At 63.9% G+C, this 19,846-nt stretch carries 20 protein-coding genes; 13 read left to right on the forward strand and 7 right to left on the reverse strand.

Translation table 11 applies throughout. From position 1 onward, the window contains the following. The first annotated feature begins 25 nt into the window (after window positions 1-25). The 4 genes from ACN0YL_RS02485 to ACN0YL_RS02500 all read left to right on the forward strand — a co-directional run bounded on the left by ACN0YL_RS02485 (window position 26) and on the right by ACN0YL_RS02500 (window position 3,392). Window positions 26-1,123, forward strand: coding sequence for a HEAT repeat domain-containing protein (locus tag ACN0YL_RS02485; protein ID WP_417496907.1), 1,098 nt, complete (start codon window positions 26-28; stop codon window positions 1,121-1,123). 62 nt (window positions 1,124-1,185) lie between these two features. Next, complete coding sequence (gene gluQRS / locus ACN0YL_RS02490) at window positions 1,186-2,046, forward strand: tRNA glutamyl-Q(34) synthetase GluQRS (protein WP_417496908.1); 861 nt, start codon at window positions 1,186-1,188, stop codon at window positions 2,044-2,046. A gap of 93 nt (window positions 2,047-2,139) precedes the next feature. Next, window positions 2,140-3,183, forward strand: a complete 1,044-nt coding sequence (locus tag ACN0YL_RS02495; RefSeq protein WP_417496909.1) for a Rieske 2Fe-2S domain-containing protein — start codon at window positions 2,140-2,142, stop codon at window positions 3,181-3,183. After that, complete coding sequence (locus tag ACN0YL_RS02500) at window positions 3,183-3,392, forward strand: twin transmembrane helix small protein (RefSeq protein WP_417482916.1); 210 nt, start codon at window positions 3,183-3,185, stop codon at window positions 3,390-3,392. The genes ACN0YL_RS02495 and ACN0YL_RS02500 overlap by 1 nt, the downstream gene beginning before the upstream one ends. Before the next feature lie 9 nt (window positions 3,393-3,401). On the opposite strand, the gene ACN0YL_RS02505 is transcribed toward ACN0YL_RS02500, so the two are convergent. Then, window positions 3,402-4,517 carry a serine hydrolase domain-containing protein gene (locus ACN0YL_RS02505; protein WP_417496910.1) on the reverse strand — a complete coding sequence of 372 codons (1,116 nt, stop codon included), beginning with the start codon at window positions 4,515-4,517 and terminating at the stop codon, window positions 3,402-3,404. An 85-nt stretch (window positions 4,518-4,602) separates the two neighbouring features. On the opposite strand from ACN0YL_RS02505, the gene ACN0YL_RS02510 reads away from it, so the two are divergent. Both ACN0YL_RS02510 and ACN0YL_RS02515 read left to right on the forward strand, forming a co-directional pair. Continuing rightward, window positions 4,603-5,178 (forward strand): cob(I)yrinic acid a,c-diamide adenosyltransferase, encoded by a 576-nt coding sequence (locus ACN0YL_RS02510; protein ID WP_417496911.1) that lies wholly within the window; start codon window positions 4,603-4,605, stop codon window positions 5,176-5,178. 115 nt (window positions 5,179-5,293) lie between these two features. Beyond that, on the forward strand, window positions 5,294-5,887 hold the full coding sequence (locus ACN0YL_RS02515; protein ID WP_417496912.1) for a YceI family protein: 594 nt from the start codon (window positions 5,294-5,296) through the stop codon (window positions 5,885-5,887). Window positions 5,888-5,935: 48 nt separating this feature from the next. Here the strand turns inward: ACN0YL_RS02515 and ACN0YL_RS02520 are convergent, their stop codons facing one another. Further along, window positions 5,936-7,453 (reverse strand): serine hydrolase domain-containing protein, encoded by a 1,518-nt coding sequence (locus ACN0YL_RS02520; RefSeq protein WP_417490704.1) that lies wholly within the window; start codon window positions 7,451-7,453, stop codon window positions 5,936-5,938. A 102-nt stretch (window positions 7,454-7,555) separates the two neighbouring features. On the opposite strand from ACN0YL_RS02520, the gene ACN0YL_RS02525 reads away from it, so the two are divergent. The 4 genes from ACN0YL_RS02525 (at window position 7,556) to ACN0YL_RS02540 (ending at window position 10,272) form a co-directional block, all read left to right on the forward strand. Continuing rightward, window positions 7,556-7,915 (forward strand): PadR family transcriptional regulator, encoded by a 360-nt coding sequence (locus tag ACN0YL_RS02525; protein ID WP_417490703.1) that lies wholly within the window; start codon window positions 7,556-7,558, stop codon window positions 7,913-7,915. Then, window positions 7,912-8,460 (forward strand): hypothetical protein, encoded by a 549-nt coding sequence (locus ACN0YL_RS02530; RefSeq protein WP_417496913.1) that lies wholly within the window; start codon window positions 7,912-7,914, stop codon window positions 8,458-8,460. Before ACN0YL_RS02525 ends, ACN0YL_RS02530 begins: the two co-directional genes overlap by 4 nt. Window positions 8,461-8,591: 131 nt before the next feature. Then, the gene (locus ACN0YL_RS02535) at window positions 8,592-9,341 is read left to right on the forward strand and encodes an electron transfer flavoprotein subunit beta/FixA family protein (RefSeq protein ID WP_417496914.1); all 750 of its coding nucleotides are present in this window, start codon (window positions 8,592-8,594) and stop codon (window positions 9,339-9,341) included. Between the two features lies 1 nt (window position 9,342). Continuing rightward, window positions 9,343-10,272, forward strand: a complete 930-nt coding sequence (locus ACN0YL_RS02540) for an electron transfer flavoprotein subunit alpha/FixB family protein (protein WP_417496915.1) — start codon at window positions 9,343-9,345, stop codon at window positions 10,270-10,272. A 68-nt stretch (window positions 10,273-10,340) separates the two neighbouring features. Here the strand turns inward: ACN0YL_RS02540 and ACN0YL_RS02545 are convergent, their stop codons facing one another. The 4 genes from ACN0YL_RS02545 to ACN0YL_RS02560 all read right to left on the reverse strand — a co-directional run bounded on the left by ACN0YL_RS02545 (window position 10,341) and on the right by ACN0YL_RS02560 (window position 14,346). Further along, entirely contained in the window at window positions 10,341-11,753 is a 1,413-nt protein-coding gene (locus ACN0YL_RS02545; protein WP_417496916.1) for an amidohydrolase family protein, read from the reverse strand. 89 nt (window positions 11,754-11,842) lie between these two features. After that, complete coding sequence (locus tag ACN0YL_RS02550; protein WP_417496917.1) at window positions 11,843-12,955, reverse strand: helix-turn-helix domain-containing protein; 1,113 nt, start codon at window positions 12,953-12,955, stop codon at window positions 11,843-11,845. A gap of 44 nt (window positions 12,956-12,999) precedes the next feature. Beyond that, complete coding sequence (locus tag ACN0YL_RS02555) at window positions 13,000-13,299, reverse strand: hypothetical protein (protein WP_417496918.1); 300 nt, start codon at window positions 13,297-13,299, stop codon at window positions 13,000-13,002. Window positions 13,300-13,308: 9 nt separating this feature from the next. Continuing rightward, window positions 13,309-14,346, reverse strand: a complete 1,038-nt coding sequence (locus tag ACN0YL_RS02560) for a phytase (RefSeq protein WP_417496919.1) — start codon at window positions 14,344-14,346, stop codon at window positions 13,309-13,311. 239 nt (window positions 14,347-14,585) lie between these two features. Between ACN0YL_RS02560 and ACN0YL_RS02565 the strand changes: the two genes are divergently transcribed. After that, window positions 14,586-17,393 (forward strand): TonB-dependent receptor, encoded by a 2,808-nt coding sequence (locus ACN0YL_RS02565; RefSeq protein ID WP_417496920.1) that lies wholly within the window; start codon window positions 14,586-14,588, stop codon window positions 17,391-17,393. A gap of 224 nt (window positions 17,394-17,617) precedes the next feature. Here the strand turns inward: ACN0YL_RS02565 and ACN0YL_RS02570 are convergent, their stop codons facing one another. Then, entirely contained in the window at window positions 17,618-18,202 is a 585-nt protein-coding gene (locus ACN0YL_RS02570; RefSeq protein WP_417467206.1) for a TlpA family protein disulfide reductase, read from the reverse strand. A gap of 27 nt (window positions 18,203-18,229) precedes the next feature. Between ACN0YL_RS02570 and argH the strand changes: the two genes are divergently transcribed. Together argH and lptM are read left to right on the forward strand one after the other, a co-directional pair. Beyond that, window positions 18,230-19,645 carry an argininosuccinate lyase gene (gene argH, locus ACN0YL_RS02575; RefSeq protein ID WP_417496921.1) on the forward strand — a complete coding sequence of 472 codons (1,416 nt, stop codon included), beginning with the start codon at window positions 18,230-18,232 and terminating at the stop codon, window positions 19,643-19,645. An 11-nt stretch (window positions 19,646-19,656) separates the two neighbouring features. Beyond that, window positions 19,657-19,827 (forward strand): LPS translocon maturation chaperone LptM, encoded by a 171-nt coding sequence (gene lptM / locus ACN0YL_RS02580; RefSeq protein WP_417496922.1) that lies wholly within the window; start codon window positions 19,657-19,659, stop codon window positions 19,825-19,827. The last annotated feature ends 19 nt before the right edge of the window (window positions 19,828-19,846 follow it).

The raw sequence follows: 19,846 nt of genomic DNA on the forward strand, positions 1-19,846 counted from the left end.
CCGCATTCACCTGAAGGATCTGAACATGCTGAGCCTGATCGCCGCCGCATACTTGCAGCTATCAACCGCCGATGCGCCGACCCTGCTCCACTGGGCGGAGGAATGCGTGAAGCATGTGGACGATCTAAGCGATTTTGCGGAACCATTGCCCAGCCTGGTCGCGGGTGAACCCGAGCCGGAGGCGCTATTGGCTTTATACAGCTTCCAGGGCTGCATGAACGAGCTCGCCGCATTGGGGTGGGACGGCGAGGCCGCGGCAGCGGCGATCCGGCCGCTCCTTGATCACCCGGATCTGCACGCGCGAACTACAGCACTTCGGGTCTTGGGTCATTTCGGCGATACAGAAAGCTTGCCCGAAGTGCGCGAGCATCTCGACGCCTCCGATTGGTTTGAAGCGCTGGCAGCGATTGATGCCATCGCTCTGCTGGGAGGTGCTGAGGACGTTGCCCGCCTGTCAGAACTCGCCGCGAGCCATTGGCTGCCGGGAGTTCGCGCTCGCGCATGGGCCGCCGCCAGCCGGTTTCGATACAATCCCAGCCCGGATTCCGAGCGAGGCTCCGTTCCTCTCGACAACCCGTCCCAAGAGGAGCGTTTGGCGCGCCGGCTTCCGGAACTGGGGTTCTACCGCCTACCGACACCGAGATGGGATATCTGCCCGTCGGAGGCGTTCCGGTTTCGCGACAGGATCATCTCACGCCAGGCGGCAGCGCGCCCGGCCTATCGGGAACCAGCCTCGCTTGAAGTCTTGAACGGTGAGTTTCGCTATACGGACGAAGGTGAGTTCGGCGGCGAACTGGTTTGGCGCGAAGGCGGCGTCGATCAACGCCTCATTGCGGACAACATCAGGGCCCTGATTCCGCTGGACGACCGAACATTTCTCGCCGCGACCGGGCTCGCGCACCTCGGTATCGATGAGGGCACCCTCTATCGGGTGAGCTCCGAGGGAACGGGCTGGGATGTCACAGAAATTTCAAGCCTGCCGGGCGTGCCGCACTGGGCCGCACCGATGGGCGACGGGCTGATCGGCATTCGCACAAGCGTCGGCTTTATCGTCGCCAGTCAGGATGCGATCATCGGCATGGGCCAGTGCGAACCCGGGCCCCTGGCCGCGCCATGGCGCTAGAAGGTTTTGACATTGGAACGGATCAACGCTTGCTTCCGCTTCAAGCTGATTGAAACCGGACCATGAATTTCGTCACACGTTTTGCCCCCTCGCCTTCGGGTTATCTGCATCTGGGCCATGCCTTCTCGGCCTGGACTGCCTGGCGTGCGGCCTGCGACAATGACGGGCGTTTCCTGCTGCGGCTGGAGGATATCGACACCACGCGCTGCAAACGCGAATTCGAGGCGCCGCTGTTTGACGATCTGATCTGGCTCGGGCTCGACTGGGAAGAGCCGGTGCGGCGCCAGAGCGAGCATTTTGATGACTATGCTGCCGTGCTGGAGCGGCTCCGGGCGACGGGGCTCGTCTATCGCTGCTTCAAGACGCGCACGGAAATCCTCGAGGATATCGCGCGGGCGCCGCACGGGGTTGGCGAGGTCTATCGCGGGCCCTTGGCGCCGATGCCGGCGGATGAGGAAGCCGCGCGGCTGGCAGCGGGCGAGGCCTATGCCTGGCGGCTGTCGCTGGATCGCTGCCGCGATCATCTTGGTGACCGCTTTGGTGCGTTGCGTTTTGTCGAGGAAGGCGCCGGCGTGACGAAGGGCCAGGGCGCGCGCGAAGTGGTGGCCGATCCGGCCCCGCTCGGCGATGTCGTGCTGGCGCGCAAGGATGTCGGCACCAGCTATCATATCGCGGTGGTCCATGATGACGCGCTGCAGGGCATCAGCCATGTCATCCGCGGCGAGGATTTGTTCGAGCTGACACCGCTGCACGTGCTGCTGCAGACCCTGCTCGGCCTGCCGACACCCGTCTATCGCCATCACCGCTTGCTGCTCGACGAAAACGGCAAGCGCTTCGCCAAGCGTGACCAGGCGGCGACACTGCAGGCGATGCGCGAGAGCGGCGAGACGTCGGAAGGGCTGCGCGCGCTCTTTTTGCGCTGAAAACCGGCGCCAGGGCGCGCCCCGCGATCATGTCGCAGCCAGTATCAGGCGCTCGAACTAGGCAAGCGCCGCGCGAGCCGCTATCACGCGGACATGTTTTTGCGCGATCTTTGGTATTTCGGGGCGCTTTCGAGCGAGCTCAAACCGGGCCAGCATCTCCACCGCGAGCTGCTGGGCCAGGCGATCCTGTTCGGCCGCGACCATGAGGGGCGCGCCTTCGCGATGAAGGATGTCTGCCCGCACCGCGGCATTCTCCTCTCCGGCGGCAAGATGCAATGCCATGACGGCGAGAGCCAGGTTGAATGCCCCTATCATGGCTGGCGTTTCCGCACCGACGGCTCCTGCGCCGCCATTCCCTCGCTGACCGCCGACCAGGCCGAGGCGATGGACCTCACCAAAATCCGCACCCGCACCTTCCCGCTGCATGAGGATCAGGGCCTGGTCTGGATCTATTATGGTTCGGAGGACAATCCCGAGCCGGCCATCGCACCGCCGAAGCTGGATCTACCCGAGGGCGAACGCCCCCGCATGGTGATCCATGACGTCTTCAACTGCCATGTCGATCATGCCGTGATCGGCCTGATGGACCCGGCGCACATCCCCTTCATCCACCGGCAATGGTGGTGGCGATCCGGCAAGTCGGTGCATGACAAGGCGAAGCAGTTCGGACCGGTCGGGCGCGGTTTTTCGATGCTGCCGCACGTGCCGTCGAAGAATTCCTATCTCTACGCCCTGCTCGGCGAGCCCCAGACGGAGATCCGCTTCGAGATCCCGGGCCTGCGTACCGAATACGTCAAGGCAGGCGGCAAGCATTTCACCGGTTTCACCGCGGTGACGCCGACGAACGAGAACTCCACCGCGATCACCATCGTCGTGTACTGGGATCATCCGCTGTTGCACATCATGCCGAATTTCCTGATCCGCAAGGGGATCGAGATTTTCGTCGGCCAGGACCGCGAGGCGGTGAATGCGCAGCAGATCGGGCTCGCCTATGATCCCGACCTGATGCTGATCCATGATAGCGATGTGCAGGCGAAATGGTATTTCGCGCTCAAACGCGCCTGGGCGAAGCATCGCGAAACCGGCGAGCCCTTCGTCAATCCTGTCAAACCCGCCACCCTGAGATGGAGAAGCTGATGGCCGTCGATCTGCTAACCGGACTGCTTTATGTCGCCATGCTCGCCGTGGTGATCGTGCTCGGCTTCGGCATTTTCACCCTCTACCGCTCCGGCGACGAGGCGCGCTCGCGCTCCAACAAGCTGATGCGTCTGCGCATCGTGCTGCAATTCTCCGCGATTGTGCTGATCGTGCTGATCTATTTCGCCAAGCAACACTGGGGCGGCTGAGCCGGGCGCCTAGTCCGGCGTCGCCAGCAGGGCCTGGAAGATGGGCGCCATCGTCGGCGCGACGCGATCGGTGCGGCCGTCATTGAAGGCGATGACCACGGCGCGGTCATTTTGCGGGTCCATCACGATCTGCACGAACCACATCGTGTTCGATCCGGCATGCAGCAGACGGCCATTCTGCAGCCCCCAGCCAAACGCATAATCGCCGCCGAACGGCGCGGTGTGCAGGGTATGCCAGCTCTCCGCAGTCAGATAATCGCCACCCTCGCCGCGCTCACCCGCGATATGGGCCTGCAGATAACGCCCCAGATCCGCCAGTGAGACATGCACGGTGCCGGCCGGCCCGAGCACGGGCGGATTGTCGGCGCGCGGTCCCGGCGGGACAGCGGTCAGGCCGCCGAGCAGGCCGGAGCGATGGCCGCGTGGCTGGTCGATTTCATCCGCACTGCCCGGAGGCCCGAAGCCGGCCGAGGCCATCCCCAGCGGCTCGAAAACCTCGCGGACCATCAATGTCTCCCAGCTCTCACCCGTCGCCTGTTCGATCATTGCACCGGCAATGACATAGCCGGCATTGGAATAGAGAAATTCGGTTTCAGCCTCGGCCGCCGGCCCGGTGCGCAAGATGCGCGCGGCATAGTCCAAGCGCTGCTCGGGCATCGGCCGACCGCCGGTGCCTTCCATCTGGAAGCGGACCATGTCGACCATGCCGATATTGGCCGGCAGACCGGCGCGATGGCTGAACAGGTGGCGGAAGGTGAGGCCTGAATAGGCCGGATCGATCTCCTCGATCGCGCCGCCAAGACGTTCGCCGATCGTATCATCCCAGGCGATCACCCCGCGTTCGACCAGCCGTGCGGCCAGGGTGGCGGTCATCGCCTTGGTGTCGGAGCCGAGGTGCCAGAGATCGTCCGGCGTGACGGCGATATCGCTGCCTGTCGCGCGCACACCGGTAACGCCGATGCGGGCCTCGCCATTCTGCCACAGCATCACGGCGGCAGCGGGCGAACCGCTGGCCTCGCGTGCGGTCTCGGCCAGCGCGGCGAGCTGCGCATCATTGCTGGCGGGCTGCGCCTGGACAGCCGGGGCCGTCAGCACGGCCAGGGCCAGTGTGAAACTACGGATCATGATCTCGTCTTCCCTGTCTCAAGCTGTGACCATGGGGCATGATGCGAGGCTCGCGCCGCGCGCGCCGAAGCGCTAAACAACACTCATGGTCAAACTCAACAAAATCTACACGCGCACCGGCGATGGCGGGAAAACCCGCCTCGGCGATATGTCGCTCACAGTCAAACACGACCCCAGGGTCGATGCCTACGGGGATATTGACGAGGCCAATTCCTCCCTGGGACTGGCGCGCGCCGCACTCGGCGGTGGCCATGAACTCGATGCGATCCTGAAAAGGGTCCAGAATGACATGTTCGACCTCGGCGCCGATCTGTGTGTGCCCGAGAGCGATGAACCGCTCGGCTTTGAACCCCTGCGCATCACTGACGGCCAGGTGACGCGGCTGGAAACCGAGATCGACGCCCTCAATGCCCGCCTCACCCCGCTCAATTCCTTCATCCTGCCCGGCGGCAGCGAGGCGGCCGCTCGGCTGCACCTGTCGCGCACGATCTGCCGCCGTGCCGAACGCAAGGTCTCGGCCCTGATTGCCGGCGACGCCCGCATCAATCCGGCGGCCCTGAAATATCTCAACCGCCTGTCGGACCTGGTTTTCGTCATGGCGCGCATCGCCAATGATGAAGGGCGCAGCGATGTGCTCTGGGTCCCCGGCGGCGAGCGCTGACGCGCGCCATTCTTTCCGGCGCGGAAACATCAACTTCCTGCGAGCGGACTCGATTTCCCCGCCCGATGCCCTATTTATTGCGAACCGTTTTCAAGTCATCCCGGAGTTGACCCCCATGATCCGCCCTTTCCTTGCCGCCGCCCCTGCCGTCCTGCTGGCCTTTTCCAGCGCCATGGCCGAGCCCGTCGCCTATGAGTTCGACCTCACCCATACCGAGGTCAGCGCCAGCTGGGAGCACCAGGGTTATTCGCGGCAATCGCTGCAATTCACCGATTTCGCAGGGACGCTGGATCTGGATCTGGAAACCCCTGCCAATTCCACAGTCGACATCACCTTCAACCTGGTCAGCGGCATGTGGGTCGGCGCGCATCACGAGCGCTTCATCACCCACCTCAATTCCGGTGACTTCTTCGACACCGCCGTCACCCCGACCGCGCATTTCGTCGGCACAAGCTTTGAGACCGAAGATGGCGAGACCGGCGTGATGACCGGCAATCTGACGATGAATGGCCAGACGCATCCAGTCTCCCTCGACGTGACCCTGAACAAGTCCGGCGAGACCCAGGACGGGCGCTCCAAGCTCGGCTTCACCGCCACCGGTTCATTGCTCCGCTCGGACTGGGATATGGGTTTTGCCGTGCCTTACGTCTCCGATGAGATCCAGCTCTTCATATCGACAGAAGTGACCGAGCCGGCCGCGGCCGAATAGGCCCTCGAGACCGATGCTGCAGGGGCAACCTGCAGCATCGGTTCGATACTAGACCTGTTGCGCCACCGCTGGCGCCGGCCTGACGGCCCGCTTCGGCGGGCTCGACCACAGGCTCAGGGCCAGAAGGATGAGCACGGCGAGGACCGCCGGCAGGAGCTGCTCGAATTCATCGACCGGCATCTCGTCGATCAGGATCACCTCGGTGCGCCACATCACCGAATTGGTGTAAAAAATCCAGACCGCAATACCGGCTCCTATCGCGGACACCACGCACAGCAATAGCCGCACCGTCAGCACAATCGGGCCACGCGCCCGAGGCGGGCAGGCGAAGCGACGCCGCCCCGCCGCAAGACCTGCAAACAACCAGTAGGCGGCCAGGATTGCCAGCAGACCGGCGAGTCCCGCGGCCAGACTGATCTGGTGCGTCAGTTCATAGGCCTCATCGCAGACCTGCTCGACCGGCATCTCGCGTGCGGCCGACAGCCAGGCGCAGCTGAGATCGAAATCGAGCTGGGCGCCCGAGGTTGCATTGGTCATGAAATAGAAGCCGTCCCCGGTTTCCGGACGGATATAGATCCGGGCATTCCAGCTGGAATTATTGCCGCCATGCCCGATCAGCAGGCCGCGTGGTGTCTCCAGGCGCGTATAGCTCATGCCGATGCCCGGCGTACCCTCGGACGGTGCGAAGGCCTGGTCGAGCCAGGACATTGGCAGCACACCGCCGCCATCAAGATGCGCGCGCAGGAAAGCCTCCATGTCATCGCCTGACATATAGACGCCGGCCGCCGCCAGCGCGACATCGCGCAGATCGGTGATCTCGCGGCGATAGTAATTGAACGCTGCCGAACGGGTCGGAAGCTCGGCCTCAACGAAGCCGCTATGATCCATGCCCAGCGGGGCGAAGACCTGGTCGCGCACATAGGCGTCGAATGTCTGCCCGGTCACATCCTCGACCATCATCTGCAACAAGACATAGCCGCCGCCGGAATAGCTGGGATCCGTGCCCGGTTCGCGCACCAGCTGGAGCGGCTCATAGGTCTGTGACAGTTCGACGATATCGGCCGGCTGGTCCTCTTCCGGGCTGTAGCCGCCATAGCCGTGGACATTGATGCCGGCGACATGCTGCAGCAGGCGGCGCACGGTGACACCGCTGACGTCGAATTCGCTCTCGGGCAGGGAGAAGCGGGCCAGATAGGGCTGGATTGGCGCGTCCAGATCAATGCGGCCATCTCGGGCCAGGGCCAGCACGGCCCAGACCGTGACGGGCTTCGAGATCGAGCCGAGATTGAAGGCGGTCTCGCCGGTGACGGGTGAACCATTGGCCTGCGCCTCGCCGCGCCGTGCCGACCAGATCACCTCGCCATCACGCAGCGCACCGGCGGCAACACCGGCGATCGAATAGCGCTGCATCGCCCGGTCAAGCACATCGTCGAGCCGGGCCGCCATTTCCTCCGGCGGCGCATCGGCAGCAATCCCGGTGAACGGGCGCCAGTCTGCAGCAATGAAAGACATCCAGCCCAGCGCCGCCAGGACGGCGGCAAGTCGGACGAGGTTGAGCGTGCGCATCGGCAAATTCCTTGGCTATAGCAACTACTATGCATTGCTATATATCTTGCCATAACATAATACAAGGGATACCAATGGCTGCTTCAAAACGGCGAGACATTCATGGCGGACAAGACTGACAAGGCAGGCGTGCTCGAACGCTGGATTTCCCAGGCCCGCAAGGGATATTTCGAGATGTTGCTGCTGGCCCGCCTGCAGGCCGGCCGCGCCTATGGCTACCAGGTCGTCGCCAGCCTGAAGCAGGTGCCCGGCTTCGAAAACCTCGCCGAAGGCACGGTCTATCCGGTGCTGACGCGGATGAAGAATGACGGTCTGGTCACCGCCGAATGGGTGGCCGAGGACAGCGGTGCGCCGCGCAAATACTACACAACAACGCCCTTCGGTGCCGACGTGCTCAAGGACATGAAGTCGATCTGGGCGGCAATGGGCGAAGCGCTGGATGCGCAGGAGGTGACGTCATGACCGGAGCTCTCACACTCTCCACGCCTGAGGCCCGCCGCCTGTGGCAGAACTTCCAGCGCCGTCTCGACCGGGCCAATCGCGAGATCGACGCCGCCGACCGCGCTGACATCAGCGCCGAAGCCGCTACCCATATCCGCGACGCGATGGAGGCCTTGAGCGAAGGCGACGAGCTGACGCGCCTGCAAGCAGCGATCGCCAGCTATGGCGATTTGCCCGCCGCACCACCGGTCTGGCGTCAGCCCGTGGCGATCGTGCTGCACTATGGCTCCATCCTCGCGCTCGGGGTTGCCGGGATATTTGTGCTCGTCTTTCTCCACATGACGGTGATGGAGGTGTTCACCCCGCAAGGTGTCGGCCTGTGGCACCACGGCCAGGGCGACTGGTCCCTGTCCTACGGAGCGCAGGAAGGCGCCACCGAAGTGCTCGGCGGCTGGTTCATCCCGGCCATGCTGACGCTCTGCGCCTGCGTCTCGGCCCTGCTCTACGCCCTGTGGCGTTTTTCGGTCGCGCCGGGCGGACCGGTCTCCCGCTGGATGAGGGATTGAGACCTGCTGACATTTGACGCGCACGTCAGCCCGCGTGTCACATTGACTTAGAGCGCAGGCATAGGCAGGTTCGGCGCCTGTCCTTTCAAGGTGCGCGCTCCCCCGTGCGCGTCCAAATTCGGAGCACCGGCATGAAGATTCTCGTCCCCATCAAACGGGTCGTTGATTACAACGTGAAGGTCCGCGTGAAGCCTGATCAAACAGGTGTCGACCTCGCCAACGTCAAAATGTCCATGAACCCGTTCTGCGAGATTGCGGTCGAAGAAGCGATCCGTCTCAAGGAAAAGGGAATCGCGACGGAAATCGTCGTTGTCTCGGTCGGACCGACCCAGGCGCAGGAAACGATCCGCACCGCGCTGGCCATGGGCGCTGATCGCGGCATCCTGATCCAGACCGACGAGACCGTCGAACCGCTCGGCGTCGCCAAGGCGCTGAAAGCCGTCGTCGCAGAAGAATCGCCAGAACTGGTGATCCTCGGCAAGCAGGCGATCGATGATGACAGCAATCAGACCGGCCAGATGCTCGCCGCCCTGCTCGACTGGCCGCAAGGCACCTTCGCCTCGGTCGTCGACGTCGCCGATGGCGCTGCCAGCGTCACGCGCGAGATCGATGGCGGCCTGCAGACGGTGAAGCTGCAATTGCCGGCGATCATCACCACCGATCTGCGCCTCAACGAGCCGCGCTATGCATCCTTGCCGAACATCATGAAGGCCAAGCGCAAGCCGATCGACATGAAGACCCCGGCCGATTACGGCGTCGATTTCGCGCCGCGCCTGGCTGTGGTCAAGGTGACCGAACCAAAGAAGCGCGAGGCCGGCATCAAGGTCGAATCCGTCGCGCAACTGGTCGACAAGCTGAAAAACGAAGCGGGAGTGATCTGATATGGCTGTTCTCGTTTTTGCCGAGCACGACAATAAAGAACTCAACGACGCCACCCGCGCCGTTGTCACCGCCGCCAAGGCGCTGGGCGGGGATATCCATATCCTCGTCGCCGGTTCCGGCGCCCAGGCCGTCGCTGATGAAGCGGCCAAGGTCGATGGCGTCGCCAAGGTGATCCACGCCGAGGCCGATGTCTTCACCAAGCCGACCGCCGAGGCGCTGGACGCGCTGATCACACCGATGATGGCCGATTATGACGCCGTGCTCGCGGCTGCGACAACGACGGGCAAGAATTTCATGCCCCGCATCGCCGCCCATCTCGATGTGATGCAGATTTCCGAAATCATCGAGGTCGTCAGCCCCGACACCTTCGTGCGCCCGGTCTATGCCGGCAACGCGCTGATGACGGTCAAATCATCCGACGCCAAGAAGGTCATCACCGTGCGCCCGACCAATTTCGCCAAGGCCGGCGATGGTGGTTCGGCGGCCCAGGACAATATGGCCGCCTCGTCGGGCCCGTTCAAATCGGAATTCGTTTCCGAAGAAATGTCCAAGTCGGACCGCCCGGAACTGACCGCTGCCAAGATCGTCATCTCCGGCGGCCGCGGCATGCAGTCGGGTGATAATTTCCACCTGCTGGATTCGATCGCCGACAAGCTCGGCGCCGCCGTCGGTGCCTCGCGCGCTGCGGTCGATGCCGGCTTCGTGCCGAATGATTACCAGGTCGGCCAGACCGGCAAGATCGTCGCGCCTGACCTCTATATCGCGGTCGGCATTTCCGGCGCCATCCAGCATCTCGCCGGCATGAAGGATTCCAAGGTCATTGTTGCCATCAACAAGGACGAGGAAGCCCCGATCTTCCAGGTCGCCGATTACGGCCTCGTTGCAGACCTGTTCGTGGCCCTGCCCGAACTGGACGCGGCACTGGGCTAGAGCGGCTTCGCATCGAAACGGACAAGGCCCGGCTGGTTCAGCCGGGCCTTTTTCGTGGCGAATGGCCGTCAGCCGATCGCCCGCAGGTGCTGCCCCAGGCGCCACCAGGTGCGCAGCGATGAGGGATGATGGCCCGCCTCTTCGAGGCCCGCCAGCGTGTCGCGGTCAAGCCAGCGCCCGTCGCGCATCACCGCATCGACCTGGTAGAGCCAGGCAATGTCCTGCGTCGGATCGCCAGCGACCAGGATGAGGTCGGCGGCGCAGCCCGCTGCCAGGCAACCGATCTGCCCGTCCAGCCCCAGCGCCTCGGCCCCGTTCAGCGTCGCGGCGCGGATCGCCTCGGACGCCGTCAGGCCGGCATCGACCAGCAACTCCATTTCACGCACGGTCGAGACGCCGTGCGGCGTCGCCATGACCCCGGAATCCGTCCCGACCGTCAGGCGGACACCGGCCGCGTGCAGGGCGGCGGTCACCTCGACATAGAAGGCCTGCATGCTCGAGCGGTCATCATGCGGATAGTGCGACCAGAACTCGAAATTCTCCTGCTCAAACCCGGCAACCACCGGGTTGTAGCTCGCCATGGCGGGGCGGCTGATATGAGCCCCGCCGGTCTCGACGATCCGAGCCAGGTTTTCGTGCACGACCAGGGTCGGGTCGATCAACATGCCGGAGGCGGCGATCTGCCGGGCAAGCTGGCGCACCCCCTCCGGGTCCGTCTCATCATTCAACGCATGCCAGACGATCGACTCGGTGTGTTCGAGCGTCCGGAAACCGGCATCCAGCGAGACCGCGAAATCGACCGGGTCGGCCTCGGTGCCCTCGACCGGGTGCCCGCTCATCGTCATGCCCAGACCGGCCGCCTCGTCGCGGATCGCGGCGAAGCTTTCCCGGGACAGGTTCGAGTAGAGCTTGAGATCGCGAAAGCCGGCCGCATACTGCCGGCGCACGCTGGCCCGCGCCTCGTCTGCCCCCTCGACCGCCTCGTGCAGGAGATTGCCATTGCGGCCGCCGACCTCATTGAGGATCGGACCGGTGGTCAACAGGCGCGGCCCCAGGATCTCGCCCCGCTCGATGCGCGCAGCCAGCGGCAGGTGGAAGGGAAAGCCGCCCATATTGCGCACCGTCGTGACGCCGCGGGCGAGGCCCGCCGCCAGATCCGTCTCGTCAAAGACATGGACATGCATATCAATCAGCCCCGGCATCAGGACGCGCCCTCCCGCATCGATTGTCTCGACGCCGTCGGGCCAGGCCGGCAAGGCACCGGTCCCGGTGCGCGCAATCCGCCCGTCGATGACCAGGACGTGCCCATTCACCTGCACACTGCCGGTCGCGGGGTCGAGCAGGCCTGCATTGGTGATCAGATAGGATCGCGGCGCGTCGTGATCCGGGCGCATCACCCCCGGTAATTGGTGCGCCCAAACGACGAGGATCGCGGCGACGGCGCTGACGAGAAGCCCGAGGGCCATGAAAAACCGAAACATGTCTGTCTCCCGATTGATGACGGGATGACAGGATCACGGGCGTCCGGGTGGGGTCGCCCAGTATCCGGATTCCGGACGTGCCAAATGCGTCAGCTGCCGGGCGGACCGGATTTCGCACCTGCCGGCGCGGCATCCATGGCGGCCGCGAAGGCGGATGGTGTCTGGCCGGTCTCGCGCTTGAACACCGCGTTGAAAACGGACTTGGAGCTGAAGCCGGCCGTGAAGGCGAGATCGATCACACGCTGGCGCGTCCCCGTCCGGGCATCCGCCTGCATCATCGCGCAAACATCCCCGATCCGGAGCGAGTTGATATAGTCGTTGAAATTTCGCCCAGTCGCCGACTTGATGGCCAGGGTCACGGCGCGTTCCGTGAGGCCGGCGGCCAGCGCGACCTCCTGCCGTGTCAGCCGGGGTTCGGTGTAGAGCGCCTCATCGCGGACAGCGGCCTCGACACGCTCGAAATCAGCGATCGCAGCCGTGCTGGCCAGGGCGGTGTCATCGGATGGGCGCGACGCGGCACGCCCCTCGGCCCAGGCCTCCAGGACCCGGTCATCGAGGCCCGAAAACAGGCGGGCATGCTGAACGGCCAGCACGACCAGGACACACACGAAGAGCAGCGACACCGCGATCTGGAAGACATAGGCCGACGATGTCCCCAGCCAGGGCCAGTAGGCATGCAGCCAGTGCGCATCCATCCGCAAGATGTCGAACACGCCGTCGATGACATAAAAGGCAATCATCGCGACCATCCAGTTGAGCTGGATGGCGTGCGCATCGGAGCGCATGTCCCGGGTCGCGTGGTGAAAGCGGCGGACCAGCAGCAGCGCCGCGCCGGAATAGACAAACAGGCTGATCCGGGCCGCGTGTTCGACCAGCTCGATCTGCGGTGTCAGTGGCAGCGCGACCAGGAATGGCAGGGCGTGCGGCCAGTCGCGCCAGCGCAGGGCCGGGCCGGCGCTCATCACCCCGCGCACGACCAGATAGACCAGGGGCGGATAGGCCAGGCGAAAGGCCGGGGTCACCAGCCAGATATCGCGAAAGCCCGACGTCTCTTCCAGGAAGTTGAAAACCATCCAGGTCGCCGACATGGCCAGCAAGGCCGACACCGCCCGCAGGCGCGGCCGGGTCACGGTCAGCGCGACTCCCAGACCGGCGACACCGATCAAGGCGAATTGCAGCAGATTGACAGCGAACAGGGACATGAGACGAGACTAGCTATCCCCGGAACGAAGGCAATCGGTGGCCATCAGACTTTCCAGCCCCGGAACTCGCGATATTCGCGGATCGCGGCGAGCGCGCGCACGCGCGTGCGGGGGCTCTCGTCTTCCATCGCCGATATGACCAGCCGAAAGAGATGCTCCGGTGCCTCGCGCAGCGCTTCGGCATCGGCCCCGGCCAGTTTCCTGGCGGCGCCGTGCTCCTGTGCATCGGCCAGGGATTGCTCGATACGCCCCAGACAGGCCTTCAGCCCGCCATCGCGCGAGCGATAGCGCAGGGCCAGGAAAACCAGGATCAGGGCGAGGACGATCGGGACGAGCAGGGCCATCCCGACTGTCTAATCCGCGGTGGCGCTCGCCTCAATCGCCGCCATCACCGACCGCAAATCAACAAATTTGAAATTCTGCCCACCCGTATCATTCTCATCGTCCTGAACCACCAGCACACCGGCCGGGAAGTCCGGCCCGAGATTGGCGGTGGAGATGTCGAGACCATCGGTATGGGTCACCCCGTCAATGGCCGCATCGACAATCTGCAGGCGCGTCACAAAGGCATGGCTCTCCAGGTCGTAGACGGCATAGGTGTTGTCGCCCTGGCTTGAAACGACCAGCCAGCCGCCGGTCTCGCCTTGTGGCAGCAGGGCGGCGCCTTCCGCATCGGCCGTGATCTCGCGGCCATCGGTGGACGCAATCTGTTGCGGCTCGGCCGGATCCGTAGGCTCGGCCCCCATGGTCCAGACGCCGACATTTTCCTCATTCATGTAGAGCAGGCCGGTGCGGTCATCGGCAACGCAGCCTTCCGCGATCGTACCGAGCGTGACACGGCGGACTTCCTGCGTGGTGACCATGGCGCCATCCCAGCCCAGCGCATACTGGACGAATGTGCCCGGCTCCTTGTCCGAGAGGAAGGCGTAGAGCGCCTGGTCGAGCGGTGACCGGTAGAGGCAAAAACCATAGGGCTCGGTCACATCTGCAACCGTCACCGCCCCGACATGGGAGACGTCGCGCGTCGACGGATCGATGAAGAAGAAGGCGATGCCGCCATTGGACCGGTCGGAGGCGGCCGCGATGTCGACCACGCGGTCGCCCAGGTCAAAACCGTAACGGACATCAACATTATTGAGCCGGCCTTCGGGCAGATAGGCATGCTCCTCGCCGGTCATGGTGTAGACATAGACACCATTATCCTTGTCGGTGCCGAAGATCAGGCTGTCGGCGGGATTGTCAGCGACCCAGACGGCCGGATCGTCGGCGGCATCGCCGGTCCCGGCGACGCTGGCAGTTTCGCGCGCAGCCTCGATCTCCATCGGCGGCAGGCCCGGGCTGCAAGCGGCCAGGGCGCTCGCGCCAACCAGAAGTCCCAACAGGTGTTTCACGGTGTCTCTCCCATCCCTGACGCCGCGCGATAGCCCGCGAGAGACAAGTCGCCAAGCCCTCACCGGGCGACATTTCCGTGACATTCATTTCGATATTTCGCGTTGTCACGAGATTCTCGCAGAAACGACACGGAGGTGAATCCGAAACGTCATCACCATGTTGCTGATCTCCACGCATAGAAACCGCCACTTTGCCCGACCGGGCAAGGCTGTTGTCAGTCCATGTGAGGGGAACTCCCATGAAGACCACCATCGCCATGCTCGGCACGGTTTCCGTGCTTGCACTCGCTGCCGCCAGCGCAGCCCAGGCCGGCACGATCGCCGGCCGCGTCACCGACGCCTCCGAGACCATTGGTCTGGCCGGCGCCGTCGTCCGCGTCGTCGAAACCGGGCAGTCCGCCACGGTCGGCCGCGACGGCACCTACCGGATCTCCGGCCTCGCCGCCGGTGAATACACGCTTCGCATTGCCTATGTCGGCACCGAGGCGCGCGAACTCACCGTCCGTCTCGACAGCGCCGACGCAATAGCCTCGCGCAATATCACGCTCGGCGATGATGTCGCGTATGTCGACAATATCCTGATCATGGGCCAGCGCGGCTCGATCAATTCCGCCCTGTCGCGCCAGCGGGCCGATGACGGGCTTGTCACCGTGCTCTCCGCCGATGCCATCGGCCAGTTCCCCGACGAGAATGTCGCCGAAGCCGCCCGCCGCGCCGTCGGCGTCAGCGTACTCAACGACCAGGGCGAAGGCCGCTTTGTCTCGATCCGCGGCATCGACCCGAACCTGGTCTCGACCTCGCTCAATGGCGTGCGCCTGACCTCGCCGGAAGCGGAAGATCGCCAGGTCGGTCTCGACGTGATTGACGCCGACGTGCTCTCCAGCGTCGTGATCAACAAGTCGCTCCTGCCCTACATGGATGGCGACAGCATTGGCGGCAATGTCGAGATCGAGACCACATCCGGCCTCAACACCGACAGCATGGTGCTGCAGGGCCGCATCGCCGGCCTGTTTTCCGATCTGGAAAACGAGTTCGGCTGGCGCGGTTCGGTGAATTTCGCCGACAATTTCATGGAAGGCCGGCTCGGCGTCGCCGCCTCGCTGTCCTACCAGCAACGCGTTTTCGGCTCGGAAAGCCTGGAAGTCGATGGCGGCTGGGAAACCGGCGAGAGCGTCGCTTTCCCGAACGAAATCGAGATGCGCAATTACGAGGTGACCCGCGAACGCACCACTGCCGCGCTGAACCTGGACTATCAACACGCCGATGATCTCAGCTTCTATCTGCGCACGACCTTCTCGGACTTCTCCGACCAGGAATACCGCTCGCGCGTCGAGATCAAGCTTGAGGACGGCGATTACAATGACGCCGTTTCCAGCGGCGACCTGGCGGCTTTCACCGCTTCGGACATGGATATCGACCGCGACATCAAGGACCGGCTCGAGACCCAGCTGATCTTTGCCACCGATTTTGGCGGCGAATGGTTCAATGACAATACGACCGTCGACTGGTCGCTGTCCTATGTCTATGCCGAGGAAGCAGAGCCCAACCGTCTCGATACCGATTTCCGCTACACGTTCGAGGATGGACAGGCCTTCGGCGTCGACATCTCCGATCCGTTGCACCCGCGTCCGATCTATGAAGGCGGCGCGACCACGACCCAGGTGTTCGATGCGGCCAATTACGAGAATAACGGTTTTGAGGCCACCGAAGGCCTCTCCCAGGACCGCGAATATGCCGGCGCCTTCAATGTCCGTCGCGACCTGCAGCTGGCCGGTTATGCCAGCTATCTCCAGTTCGGCGGCCGCTACCGCACCCGCGACAAGAAATACGCCCTGGATATCGACATCTATGACGAGGGCAATTTCACCCTCGCCGACGTTCTCAACACGGTCGATTATAGCCAGGCCGCAATTGGCCCGGTTGCCTCGCCATCCGGCGTGCGTGACTTTTTCGACGCCAACCGGTCCAGCCTCGACTATCAGGAATTCGACAGCCTGATCGCCAGCCTCGGCGCCAGCTATCGCGTCGAGGAAGACGTGACGGCGGGCTATCTGATGGGCGGGATCGATGCCGGAGCCCTGCGCGTTGTCGGCGGTGTCCGCGTCGAGCAGACCGAAACCTCGGCTGCCGGTTATGAGACCTTCTTCGCCGAGGAAGGCGCGACCGTGAATGGCCAGGTGCTGGCGGATGACGAGCTCTTCATCACCCCGACCACGGCGTCGGACGACTATACCGATGTGCTGCCAAGCGTCTCGGTGCGGTGGGAAGTGAGCGAGAACATCATCGGCCGCTTCTCATTCTACCAATCGATCCAGCGCCCCAATCCGGGCCAGTACGCTCCGCGCGTCTATATCGAGCAGAATGATGATGACGATGTCGAAGGCGAGTTCGGCAATCCGGACCTCCAGCGGGTCCAGGCCGACAATTTCGACGCGTCGCTGGAATGGTATCCGAACAATGACTCCGTGGTCTATTTCGGCGTGTTCCAGAAGAGCCTCGACAATTTCATCGGCGAGATCCAGTACCAGGACACGACGATCAATGGCACCTTCTTCGATGAAGCAGTGACCTATGTGAACCTGCCCTCGGCCGATGTCAGCGGCTTCGAGTTCAACTATCAGCAATCGCTGGACTTCCTGCCGATCGAAGGCTTCATCGCCGGCTTCAACTATACCGGCACGGACAGCGAGGCGACGACGGCCGATGGCCGGGTCATCCCGCTGCCACACCAGTCCGACTGGGTCTGGAATGCGGTGCTCGGCTATGACCACGGTCCCTGGGACCTGCGCGCCGTGCTCAGCTCGCGCGGCGAATATCTCGACGAAATCCGCGGCGATGCCGGCGAAGACCGCTATGTGCTGGAACACACCCAGCTCGATCTGTCAGCCAAGTACAATCTCAATGGCTCGCTGCAGATCTTCGCCGACCTGAAGAACGCCACCGACGAACCCTATCGCGCCGTGACGCGGCCGGACGGGATCGATCGCCTCGAACAGCTTGAGGAATATGGCTGGTCAACGGTGTTCGGCGTGCGTTTCACCTACTAGTCCGGCGCATCGGACCTGACATGACGGGGCCCCGGCGGAGATTTCCACCGGGGCCCCATTTTGTCTGAACACGCCGCAAAAGCGTCGCTCTGCTGTCATCAATCCGTCGTGCCCGCCGCCTAGTGAGAGCGGCGAAACTTCTCCTCCCCGGATGAGTCTCACGGCCCGGTATCCCTCCGCGCCAAACACACGAACTGGGCCGTCCTTCGGGGCGGCCCAATTTTTTAGCCGCGATTGATCGCTGCCTGGACCAGGCGGTGCGCGTCCTCGCTGTCCCAGTCGGCGGGAGCCGGCATGCGGCCGATCTCGCGGCCATGGCGATCATAGAGAATCGACATCGGCAGGCCGAGCGCGCCGACGAGATTGTGGCTGGTGAAGCTGTCATCCCGCAGCGCCGGCAGGCTATCGATCTGCTCGCGCTCGAAGAATTCGGTGACCGGTGCGAACTCGCGGTCGAAACTGATGGTCACGACATCGAAATCCTCGCCGCCGAACTGTTGTTGCAGGCGGTTGAGGGCCGGCATCTCCTCGACACAGGGACCGCACCAGGTGGCCCAGAGATTGAGCAGGATCACCTTGCCGCGATAATCGGAGAGATGATGCTCACCACCATCGGGGTCGGTATAGGCCATCGCCGGTTGTGCCGGTGCATCGGCGAGCGTGACGAAAGCCCCCATCTCGCCGCGTGCATAGCTGTCCAGCGTACCGGTTTCACTCTTGCCCGTGCCGGAGATGAACACGTATACAAGCCAGATCAGTCCGATAACGAGCATGGTCGCGATACCGGCTTTGATGGGCGTTATTTGCATTTCATTCTCCTGATCGGCGGGTCATCCATGTCAGACGACACCAAAACGACACCAACTTCCAGTGCCAGCGCCATGTGGGGCGGCCGTTTCGCGGCCGGACCTTCGGCTGTGATGGAGGCGATCAATGCCTCGATCGACATCGATCAGCGCATGGCCGAGGAAGATATCGCCGGCTCGCTTGCCCATGCCGAGATGTTGGCCGCAACCGGCGTGATTTCAAGCGCCGATGCTGCCGAGATCAAGCGCGGGCTGACACAAGTGCGTGAAGAGATCCGCGCCGGTGATTTCCCGTGGTCGGCCGCGCTTGAAGACGTGCACATGAATGTCGAATCCCGCCTGAAGGACATTATCGGCGAACCGGCCGGCCGCCTGCACACGGCGCGCTCGCGCAATGACCAGGTCGCGACCGATTTCCGCCTCTGGCTGCGCGCCGCCTGTGACCGCATCGATGCCCGGCTCGAGGCCTATCAGCGCGCCCTTGTCGAACAGGCCGAAAAACATATCGACCAGGTCATGCCCGGCTTTACCCATTTGCAGACCGCCCAGCCGGTCTCGCTGGCGCATCACCTCTTGAGCTATGTCGAACTGGCGCAGCGCGATCGCGGCCGCTTTGCCGATGCGCGCAAACGCCTCAATGAAAGCCCGCTCGGCTGCGCCGCTCTCGCCGGCACCGCATTTCCGATCGACCGTGACATGACCGCCAGGGCGCTCGGCTTTGACCGCCCGATGGCCAACTCGCTCGACGGTGTTGCCGCGCGCGATTTCGCGCTGGAAGTGATGGCGGCGGCGGCGATCTGTGCCGTCAACCTGTCGCGCTTCGCCGAGGAGATCGTGCTGTGGTGCACGCGCCGTTTCGGTTTTGCCACCCTGTCGGACGCCTGGTCGACCGGCTCCTCGATCATGCCGCAAAAGCGCAATCCCGACGCTGCTGAACTGGTGCGCGCCAAGCCGGGCCGCATTATCGGTTCGCTGACCGGACTGCTCGTCGTGGTGAAGGGTCTGCCGCTGGCCTATTCCAAGGACCTGCAGGAAGACAAGGCACCCGCCTTCCAGGCCGTCGATGATCTGGAACTGGCGCTCGCCGCGATGGCCGGCATGGCGGGCGATCTCACCTTTTATGGCGAGGCGATGGAGGAAGCGGCCGGCGAAGCCTATTCCGACGCCACCGACCTGGCCGATTTCGTCGTCCGCGAGCTGGGCAAGCCCTTCCGCGACGCGCACCATATCTCCGGCACCATCGTCCGCCTTGCCGAGGCGGCGGGCGTGCCACTGGCGCAATTGCCGCTGGAGACCATGCAATCGGTCGAGCCCGGCCTCGACGAACGCATCTATTCGGTGTTGAGTGCCCGCGCCTCGATGCAAAGCCGCACCAGCTTTGGCGGCACCTCGCCCGTGCGGGTGCGCGAGCAGGTCGAAGCCTGGAAAGCCCGCCTGTCGGCATGAAGGAAAACCTGATGAAACGACTGTCCAGCCTGATCCTGATCCTCCTCGGCACCGCCAGCCTGTCGGCCTGCGGCCTGCGCGGCGATCTGGAACGTCCCGAACCGCTGTGGGGCCATCCGCAGGACGCCGAGCAGTCCGATGATGCAGCGGGTGACACGGCGGCTGACAGTGCCGGTCGCTAGCACGATTGCCGCCGACGCC

It is taken from the genome of Maricaulis sp. (assembly GCF_048269565.1).
Taxonomy (GTDB): Bacteria; Pseudomonadota; Alphaproteobacteria; order Caulobacterales; family Maricaulaceae; genus Maricaulis.

Bases quoted from the DNA above. Each gene is read 5' to 3' on its own strand.
- gluQRS (WP_417496908.1), top strand. From the start codon at position 1,186: ATGAATTTCGTCACACGTTTTGCCCCCTCGCCTTCGGGTTATCTGCAT.
- ACN0YL_RS02570 (WP_417467206.1), bottom strand. From the start codon at position 18,202: ATGCAAATAACGCCCATCAAAGCCGGTATCGCGACCATGCTCGTTATC.
- ACN0YL_RS02540 (WP_417496915.1), top strand. From the start codon at position 9,343: ATGGCTGTTCTCGTTTTTGCCGAGCACGACAATAAAGAACTCAACGAC.
- ACN0YL_RS02535 (WP_417496914.1), top strand. From the start codon at position 8,592: ATGAAGATTCTCGTCCCCATCAAACGGGTCGTTGATTACAACGTGAAG.
- ACN0YL_RS02495 (WP_417496909.1), top strand. From the start codon at position 2,140: ATGTTTTTGCGCGATCTTTGGTATTTCGGGGCGCTTTCGAGCGAGCTC.
- ACN0YL_RS02520 (WP_417490704.1), bottom strand. From the start codon at position 7,453: ATGCGCACGCTCAACCTCGTCCGACTTGCCGCCGTCCTGGCGGCGCTG.
- ACN0YL_RS02545 (WP_417496916.1), bottom strand. From the start codon at position 11,753: ATGTTTCGGTTTTTCATGGCCCTCGGGCTTCTCGTCAGCGCCGTCGCC.
- ACN0YL_RS02555 (WP_417496918.1), bottom strand. From the start codon at position 13,299: ATGGCCCTGCTCGTCCCGATCGTCCTCGCCCTGATCCTGGTTTTCCTG.
- lptM (WP_417496922.1), top strand. From the start codon at position 19,657: ATGAAACGACTGTCCAGCCTGATCCTGATCCTCCTCGGCACCGCCAGC.
- ACN0YL_RS02550 (WP_417496917.1), bottom strand. From the start codon at position 12,955: ATGTCCCTGTTCGCTGTCAATCTGCTGCAATTCGCCTTGATCGGTGTC.
- ACN0YL_RS02485 (WP_417496907.1), top strand. From the start codon at position 26: ATGCTGAGCCTGATCGCCGCCGCATACTTGCAGCTATCAACCGCCGAT.
- ACN0YL_RS02500 (WP_417482916.1), top strand. From the start codon at position 3,183: ATGGCCGTCGATCTGCTAACCGGACTGCTTTATGTCGCCATGCTCGCC.
- ACN0YL_RS02525 (WP_417490703.1), top strand. From the start codon at position 7,556: ATGGCGGACAAGACTGACAAGGCAGGCGTGCTCGAACGCTGGATTTCC.
- ACN0YL_RS02510 (WP_417496911.1), top strand. From the start codon at position 4,603: ATGGTCAAACTCAACAAAATCTACACGCGCACCGGCGATGGCGGGAAA.
- argH (WP_417496921.1), top strand. From the start codon at position 18,230: ATGTCAGACGACACCAAAACGACACCAACTTCCAGTGCCAGCGCCATG.
- ACN0YL_RS02530 (WP_417496913.1), top strand. From the start codon at position 7,912: ATGACCGGAGCTCTCACACTCTCCACGCCTGAGGCCCGCCGCCTGTGG.
- ACN0YL_RS02565 (WP_417496920.1), top strand. From the start codon at position 14,586: ATGAAGACCACCATCGCCATGCTCGGCACGGTTTCCGTGCTTGCACTC.
- ACN0YL_RS02515 (WP_417496912.1), top strand. From the start codon at position 5,294: ATGATCCGCCCTTTCCTTGCCGCCGCCCCTGCCGTCCTGCTGGCCTTT.
- ACN0YL_RS02505 (WP_417496910.1), bottom strand. From the start codon at position 4,517: ATGATCCGTAGTTTCACACTGGCCCTGGCCGTGCTGACGGCCCCGGCT.